The organism is Kitasatospora sp. NPDC007106 (genome assembly GCF_040634455.1).
In the GTDB taxonomy this organism is placed as follows: domain Bacteria; phylum Actinomycetota; class Actinomycetes; order Streptomycetales; family Streptomycetaceae; genus Kitasatospora; species Kitasatospora arboriphila.
The window spans coordinates 1-2,319 of record NZ_JBEYFP010000881.1; the positions used below are offsets into that span (position 1 = coordinate 1).

Genomic DNA, 2,319 nt, shown 5'->3' on the forward strand with positions numbered 1-2,319 from the left:
CGCACCCCCTTGCGGGCCCGCCGGGGTGCCCCCTGCGGTACCCCGGCCACCCGGGTGGGCGAACCGCCGGCCCGTGCCTCGATCACTCCGCCGCGGGCGGCCCGGCCGTCCGCCGTCCCGGTGTTCGCCCGGGCACGGGCCGTGCGCCGTGGCCCGGCCGGCCCGCTCCGGTGGCCCCTGTCCGCTGTGCCAGATTTAGCCTGAGATGCCCTGACCAAGACGGGCAGGCTGCTGCCCGTCAGGCTGCTGGAGGTGTCACGTGGGGGTACCCGCGGCTCGCATCGTGTTCGACGAGGCCGACCGGGCGGCGGTCGCCGAGGCGGTCGAGGAGATCCTCGCCACCGGCGCGCTGACGCTCGGCCCCTGGACGGAGCGGTTCGAGGAGGCCTTCGCGGCCGAGCACGGCGCCGCCCACGCGGTCGCCGTCTCCAGCGGCACCGCCGCCCTCGAGGTGCTGCTGCGCACCGTCGGTGTCCGCGGCCGCGACGTCGTCGTCCCCGCCGTCACCTTCTACGCCACCGGCGCCGCCGTCCTGCACGCGGGCGGCAACCCCGTGATGGCCGACGTCGACCCCACCACCCTCGCCCTCAGCCCCGCCACGCTGGAGGCCGCCCTCACCCCGGACACCGCGGCCGTCGTCCTCGTCCACATCGGCGGTCTGATCACCCCGGAGGCGGACGCCCTGCGCGCCCTGTGCGACGCCCGCGGCATCGCCCTGGTCGAGGACGCCGCGCACGCCCACGGCAGCAGCTACGACGGCCGCGCCGCCGGCGGCTTCGGACTCGGCGGAGCCTTCTCCTTCTACCCGACCAAGGTCGTCACCAGCGGCGAGGGCGGCATGATCCTCACCGGCTCGTCCGAGGTCCGCGACGAGGCCCGGATCTACCGCGACCAGGGCAAGGGCTCCTTCACCACCAACCACCACGTCCGGCAGGGCTACGCCTGGCGCCTCAGCGAGCTGCACGCCGCCGTCGGCACGATCCACCTGCGCCGCCTCAAGGAGTTCGTCGAGGCCCGCCGCGAGGTCGCCCGCCGCTACGACGCCGCGCTGGCCGGAGTCCCCGGCCTCGACGCCCTGCCCGAACCCCCCGGCTGCCGCAGCAACATCTACAAGTACATCGCCCTGCTGCCGCCCGGCACCGACCGGGCCCGCTTCAAGCGCGAGGTCCACGACGGCTTCGGCGTCCGCCTCGCCGGCGAGGTCTACGACCTGCCGCTGCACCGCCAGCCCGTCTTCGGCCCCTACCAGGGCCCGCCGCTGCCGGTCGCCGAGGACGTGTGCGCCCGCCAGATCTGCCTGCCCGTCCACTCCGACATGACCGAGGACGAGACCGCCCGGGTGATCGAAGCCGTCACGGCCGTCCACCGCCGACTGGCCCGATGAAGGAGGAGGCACCATGCGCGTAGCCGTCACCGGGGGCTGTGGATTCATCGGCTCCCACGTCGTCGACCGGCTCGTCACCGCCGGCCACGACGTGCTCGTCCTGGACACCACCGACCAGTACCTCAACCCCGCCGCCGAGCACGCCCGCGTCGACGTCCTCGACCTGCCCGCCCTGACCGCCGCCCTCAACGGCGCCGAGGTGGTCTTCCACCTCGCGGCCATGGCCGACGTCGAGAAGGTCGCCGCCGATCCCGTCCGCGCCGTCCGGGTCAACATCGACGGCACCGCCACCGTGCTGGAGGCCGCCCGCCTCGCCGGACTCAGCCGCACCGTCCTCGCCAGCACCGTCTGGGTCTACGGCGCCGCCCAGACCGAACCCGGACCCGACGGCGGCGAACTCGACGAACACGTCCCCGTCGACCTCGAACGCAGCGGCCACCTCTACGTCGCCAGCAAGCTCGCCGCCGAGATGCTCGTCCACAGCTACCGCGAGCTGTACGGCCGGCACTTCACCATCCTCCGCTACGGCATCCCCTACGGGCCGCGGATGCGCGACGAACTCGTCGTCGCCCGCTTCGTCAAGGCCGCCCTGCGGCACGACCCCATCACCATCGCCGGCGACGGCCGCCAGACCCGCAACTTCGTCTACGTCGAGGACCTCGCCGACGCCCACGTGCACGCCCTCTCCCCGGACGCCCAGGACGAGACCTTCGCCCTGGAGGGCCCCACCGCCGTCTCGATCCGGCAGATCGCCGACACCGTCGACCGCCTGCTCGGCCCCGTCACCATCGAGCACATCGAGGCCCGGCCCGCCGACTACACCCCCCGCCGGATCTCCGCCGCCCGCGCCAAGCGGCTGCTCGGCTGGTCCCCGCAGACCAGCTTCACCGACGGCGTCAGCCGGTACGTCGACTGGCACCGCGCCCAGGACGACC

2 protein-coding genes are annotated in these 2,319 nt (G+C 74.3%); both read left to right on the forward strand.

From position 1 onward, the window contains the following. Positions 1 to 259: 259 nt before the first annotated feature. Positions 260 to 1,384: a DegT/DnrJ/EryC1/StrS aminotransferase family protein gene (locus ABZ641_RS33580; protein WP_359988045.1), complete on the forward strand. Its 1,125-nt coding sequence runs from the start codon at positions 260 to 262 to the stop codon at positions 1,382 to 1,384. A gap of 13 nt (positions 1,385 to 1,397) precedes the next feature. Beyond that, positions 1,398 to 2,319 (forward strand): NAD-dependent epimerase/dehydratase family protein (locus ABZ641_RS33585; protein WP_359988048.1); only part of this gene is annotated, 922 nt, incomplete at its 3' end.